This is a genomic window from Flavonifractor sp. An4, from assembly GCF_002161755.1.
Lineage (GTDB): Bacteria > Bacillota > Clostridia > Oscillospirales > Oscillospiraceae > Flavonifractor > Flavonifractor avicola.
Genome location: NZ_NFIL01000074.1, coordinates 1 through 4,660 on the forward strand (window position 1 = coordinate 1; position 4,660 = coordinate 4,660).

Sequence of the window (4,660 nt, forward strand, 5' to 3'; positions counted from 1 at the left end):
CATACCTCCTTTGTGAAGTCATCGTGGGAATGAGGTTTGATCCCACACTGTCCGCTCCACACTCCCGGCGGGGAAACCGCCGCAGACAGCAGGAGGTCTGACTGTAAACAAGGTTAAAAGATACAGGGCATGATAATGCAACTGCCCGTGGCGCTTATCCCCCGCTCCCGCCCGCCGCGGCACACAAAAGAGGACAGGGGGGAGAAAAAGCAGACACCAGGGAACCGCTGCGGCACAATGGTTTGCCGTGTTTCTGTCCACTTTTCCCTTTTTTCCTAAAGAATCAATAAGGATGAACAAAACATTGTAAATAAAATATTTGTAAAGAGAAAAGCGGAAAAGTGGACAGGATGCAGACATGGTGCGGACCCATACCTTTCATCTTAGCCCGCGCCCTGCTCCCTTTTGTATCAACGGGGGCAGGGCGGCAAGGCTTCGATGCAGACAGGGCCTGGGAATACAAGAGCGGGTAGCAGGACCCATGCGGCAGAATGCGGAGATGGCCTTTTGCCTCCCCCTCTTCCTGTATAAGCGAGGGGCGAGGGAGAATCAGAGCCCGGATAACCGCTGCCCCCTATCTCCTGGGCATAAAAAAATCGCCACCTGCTTCGAGGTGACGATTTTGATATGATTTCATTTCATCGCATCAACCAGCGATAGTCCTTGCGGCAATCCAAAATATAATCCACATACACGGTATCGTCCTGGATCTGGTAGAGAATGAGATACCAGTTTTCCACAAACATCTTGTGGTACTTATTGGACGGGATATACGGCTCCTCAAAGAAGGGAAACCGTTTGGGCATCTGCCGCAGAGAGCGCATAGCGGCCATGATTTCTTCCTTCTTGGCCGCTGCCGCCTCTTTACTGACTTTCGCTAAAAACCGGATATGCGCCCCCAGCATCTGTTTGGCGCGGTCAGAAACAATGACTTTGTATTCCTGTTCCGCCATGCCTATGCCTCTGCGATCACGTCGTCCAGATAGGCGTCCAGCTCATCCAGCGTATAACCCTTGCTGCCGTTGACCCTATCTTCCTCTACGGCAAGCAGTTCTTCCCGGAGCTTCAGCATTTTCTCCCGGCGGGTGTAAGTTTCAATGTCCATTACGACTAAGTCTCCCTCGCCATTCTTGGTAAGGAAAACCGGTTCAGCGGTCTCCCGGCACAACTCCGCGATCTCGTTATAATTCTGGCGAATGGCAGCAGATGGGCGAATATTCATCGTGATACCTCCTCGTATAATAAGTTTAAAGTTAATAAATCAGGTATCAGCAGGCTTTGGGATGCCCGTGATACAATAGCTGTAGGACAGCAGGGTCAAGCTCTGATGCCTCCAGTTGAGCCACAAGGCTGCTTCAAAAAAAGTCCGTCCCCCTGAGCCGGAAGTTAGCTGCAAACTCATTGGCTGTTTGCCGGAGGCAAGGCCGCCCTTTCAGCAGTGAGGGATATCGCATTGGCCTGCTCCGGAATGATTCTGATACGCGAGGTTGCGGACGCTCCGGTTATCATGGGTATCTCAAAGCCTGTTGGCCTGAAATCTCCATGTGGGGAGGTGAAAATTGTGAATCCATTATTCGTTGGCATTGACGTGAGCAGCAGGAGCAATGTCGCCTACCTGATGAACCCCGACGGCAGCAAGTATTCCAGTTTTTCTGTGCAGAACAACCTTGGCGGTGCTAAACTGTTGTCAGAGAGAATCGTGTCGGCGCTCAGTTCCATGCGGCTCAGCGATGTGGTGATTGGCCTGGAGGCCACCTCCATCTACGGGGACAGTTTGGTCTATGCTCTTCGCGAGGATGGCAGCCTGGGCCGATTCCAGAGGAAAATCCATGTTCTGAATCCGAAGCAGGTGCGGAAGTTCAAGGAAGCCTATCCCGATCTGCCCAAGAACGACTTTGTGGATGCCTTTGTGATCGCCGACCATCTCCGTTTTGGCAGGATCGCCAAGGAGGTCTATATGGACGACTATCGCTACCAGGCACTCAGAACCCTTACCAGAGCCAGATTTGATGTGATTCAGAACCTGACACGGGAAAAGCAGCGGTTTGCAAACTACTTGTTTTTGAAGTGCTCCGGCATGGCCCAGGACAAGGACATTCAGAACACCAGCGCCACCACCATTGCGCTCATGGAACGCTTTGAGACTGTGGACGATCTGGCAAATGCGGATCTGGACGAACTGACAGCTTTTATTGCCGAAACAGGCCGCGGCAGATTTGCCGATCCGAATGCTGTGGCCAAAGTGATACAAACTGCGGCCAAAGGATCTTACCGCCTGCCCAAGACTGTGAACGACACCGTGAACCAGGCAATGTCTGTTTCTATTGCCTCTATGCGGGCACTAAAGGAACAGGTCAAGGTTCTGGACAAAGCCATTGAACAACAGTTTGAAATTATCCCAAACACTCTAACTTCCATCCCTGGCATTGGCAAGGTTTACTCCGCCGGTATTATCGCTGAGATCGGCGATATCCACCGTTTCAGCTCTCAAGCCTCTGTCGCTAAGTTTGCCGGTCTTGTCTGGCACAAAAGCCAATCCGGTGAATTTGAAGCCGAACATTCCCAAATGATTAAATCCGGCAACCGCTATCTCCGTTACTACCTGCTGGAAGCCGCCAACTCTGTGAGAAGATGCGACTCCGAGTTCCGGCGCTACTATGACCTTAAATTCAAAGAGGTCAACAAGTACCAGCACAAACGCGCACTCGCTTTAACTGCCAGAAAACTGGTCCGGTTGGTCTTTCGACTGCTGAAAGACAACCGCCTGTATATCCCGCCGGAGGGCTGAGCGAACCGTTTGCCGCTCTGGTGTTCATGCCCTGTTTCAAATTTTCTCAGGGGCAGGGCTTAGATTGTTGTTGCCTTTTTGCTTCTGACATCCTGCTTTGTGTACTGTTTTACTCAATTTTTCCTTGCATCACCCTCTTGACTTAATACCATTGGACTCTTTGCGCAGATAGCATTATTCTAACCATATTATACTCATATAATGCAACCTCGTCAATATATTCCGTACAGTCATCGGGTTTTGCGTCCCCCGTTTTGTCGCCGCAACAGCAGGTCATTATAGTCTTTGGCCCCTTGCGGCGGATTGTCCAGCACCAAGTAGCCGGTCAGGAGGCGTTGGAGGCTCTGGGCCGCCATGCGTCCGGCATCGTCATTGTCCAGGCAGAGGATAATGCGCCTGATCGGATTGCGCTCCAGATACTGTCCCAGGGCCCGGGGCATCTTGTCATGGCCTCGGCGGCTCGGACCATAGACGCCGGACAGGGAGAGAGTGTTGGCTGTGCGCCAGTCCCGCCCCTCCTGCTTCAGTATGGTCAGGTAAGAGAGGGCGTCAATGGCACTTTCAAAAACGCAGAGGGTCTGCCGCGGCCCCGCCCTGACGGGAACCGCGAAGGAGAACCGCTTATCGCTCCCGGCCACCTCGCCCATGAAGGTGGAGCGGGGGTATGTACCACGCAGAGCGGCATACCTGGGCGTGTCCCCGTCGTAGCCCACGAACACGCAGTTGTGGTGGGCTGCGTCCTCATAAAGCTGGTTGTTTCGGATGCAGGCGCGGAGTATCTCGGCATCGATGCCGCGGCCGGTCAGGTAGGCCATCACCCGCCGGTCGTCGGTGTGGCGGGGCGGCAGATGAAACGGCTGGGGCCCGCGCCGCTCCGAGGGGACAGGTGCCGCCGGGGGCATGGACCCTGCGCCGAGGATATGCCGCACGGCGTCCGGCAGAGACAGGCCCCGCACCTCCACAAGATAGTCCAGCGCGGTGACGCCTCCCACGCCACGGGACCACCAGTACCATTTCCCATTGGAGAGTTTGAGGCTGCTGTGGGTGCGTGTGGCGTAGGAGCCGTTGCCGTGCGGAATCAGCTCGTCCGGCTCATACCGCCGCAGATAGGTTAGCAGGTCCAGCTCCCTGGCCTGGGCCAGCTGTTCCGGTGTGACGGGAAACATGGTTCCTCACCTCCTGTGTCATAAAATGATGCGAAAAGACGGCCTCCCTGGTATGGGAAGCCGTCTTGTTTTTGTGTTTCATATCGGGGCACGGCAAGTATGATGGTAGATACATATAGGCTGCGCCGTTCATATCGCACAATTACATCGCTTGCATTCTTGCATAAATAGCACAAATTGCACAAAGTTTATCAAAATGAGATTACGGTGTTGACTTAATAGAAGTTAAATGATATTATATAGTAAACAGCAAAGAAGAAAACGAGTTTTCGCTTTCGCCGCTTAAAGAGAAACGAGGTGACAATATCATGGCAGTAACAAGCACAGCATGAACCAGTAAGCAACACATTAAGACGTTCCGTTCTATCAGCTTAAATTTACAAAATTCAGAAAGAGTGAATCAAATGAATAAAGTTATTAACAGCAAGATGTACGACACGGCTACGGCCGAACTCATTAAGAAAGTGTTCTTTGGCGAAATCGACGATCCAGACGTTATTACTGATGCGCTCTATCGAAAGAAAAACGGCGAATTTTTCTATTGCGTCTGCCCGGATGACCCCGACGACCCCACATCTTACAGCATCATCCCGTGTTGCGAAGACGACGCAAAGCTGTGGGTCGAAGAGAACTGCAGTGGAGACAAGTACGTAGAGCTCTTCGGTGAAGTCGAGGAGTAAGCCTCAGTCTGCGTGGGCTTTGCCGC

The 4,660-nt window shown here is 52.7% G+C and carries 5 protein-coding genes; 2 read left to right on the forward strand and 3 right to left on the reverse strand.

Features of this window, described 5'->3' with window-relative positions:
- Positions 1 to 638: 638 nt before the first annotated feature.
- The gene (locus tag B5F94_RS15445; protein ID WP_087331412.1) at positions 639 to 953 is read right to left on the reverse strand and encodes a type II toxin-antitoxin system RelE/ParE family toxin; all 315 of its coding nucleotides are present in this window, start codon (positions 951 to 953) and stop codon (positions 639 to 641) included.
- Between the two features lie 2 nt (positions 954 to 955).
- Complete coding sequence (locus B5F94_RS15450) at positions 956 to 1,222, reverse strand: type II toxin-antitoxin system prevent-host-death family antitoxin (RefSeq protein WP_087272685.1); 267 nt, start codon at positions 1,220 to 1,222, stop codon at positions 956 to 958.
- A 285-nt stretch (positions 1,223 to 1,507) separates the two neighbouring features.
- Here B5F94_RS15450 and B5F94_RS15455 point away from each other — a divergent pair, with 285 nt between their 5' ends.
- Positions 1,508 to 2,788, forward strand: a complete 1,281-nt coding sequence (locus B5F94_RS15455) for an IS110 family transposase (RefSeq protein WP_242965700.1) — start codon at positions 1,508 to 1,510, stop codon at positions 2,786 to 2,788.
- Positions 2,789 to 3,018: 230 nt separating this feature from the next.
- On the opposite strand, the gene B5F94_RS15460 is transcribed toward B5F94_RS15455, so the two are convergent.
- The gene (locus B5F94_RS15460) at positions 3,019 to 3,954 is read right to left on the reverse strand and encodes a DUF3991 and toprim domain-containing protein (RefSeq protein WP_087272689.1); all 936 of its coding nucleotides are present in this window, start codon (positions 3,952 to 3,954) and stop codon (positions 3,019 to 3,021) included.
- Positions 3,955 to 4,358: 404 nt separating this feature from the next.
- Here B5F94_RS15460 and B5F94_RS15465 point away from each other — a divergent pair, with 404 nt between their 5' ends.
- Entirely contained in the window at positions 4,359 to 4,634 is a 276-nt protein-coding gene (locus B5F94_RS15465; protein WP_087272692.1) for a hypothetical protein, read from the forward strand.
- The last annotated feature ends 26 nt before the right edge of the window (positions 4,635 to 4,660 follow it).

Bases quoted from the DNA above. Each gene is read 5' to 3' on its own strand.
- B5F94_RS15445 (WP_087331412.1), bottom strand. From the start codon at position 953: ATGGCGGAACAGGAATACAAAGTCATTGTTTCTGACCGCGCCAAACAG.
- B5F94_RS15455 (WP_242965700.1), top strand. From the start codon at position 1,508: ATGGGTATCTCAAAGCCTGTTGGCCTGAAATCTCCATGTGGGGAGGTG.
- B5F94_RS15450 (WP_087272685.1), bottom strand. From the start codon at position 1,222: ATGAATATTCGCCCATCTGCTGCCATTCGCCAGAATTATAACGAGATC.
- B5F94_RS15465 (WP_087272692.1), top strand. From the start codon at position 4,359: ATGAATAAAGTTATTAACAGCAAGATGTACGACACGGCTACGGCCGAA.
- B5F94_RS15460 (WP_087272689.1), bottom strand. From the start codon at position 3,954: ATGTTTCCCGTCACACCGGAACAGCTGGCCCAGGCCAGGGAGCTGGAC.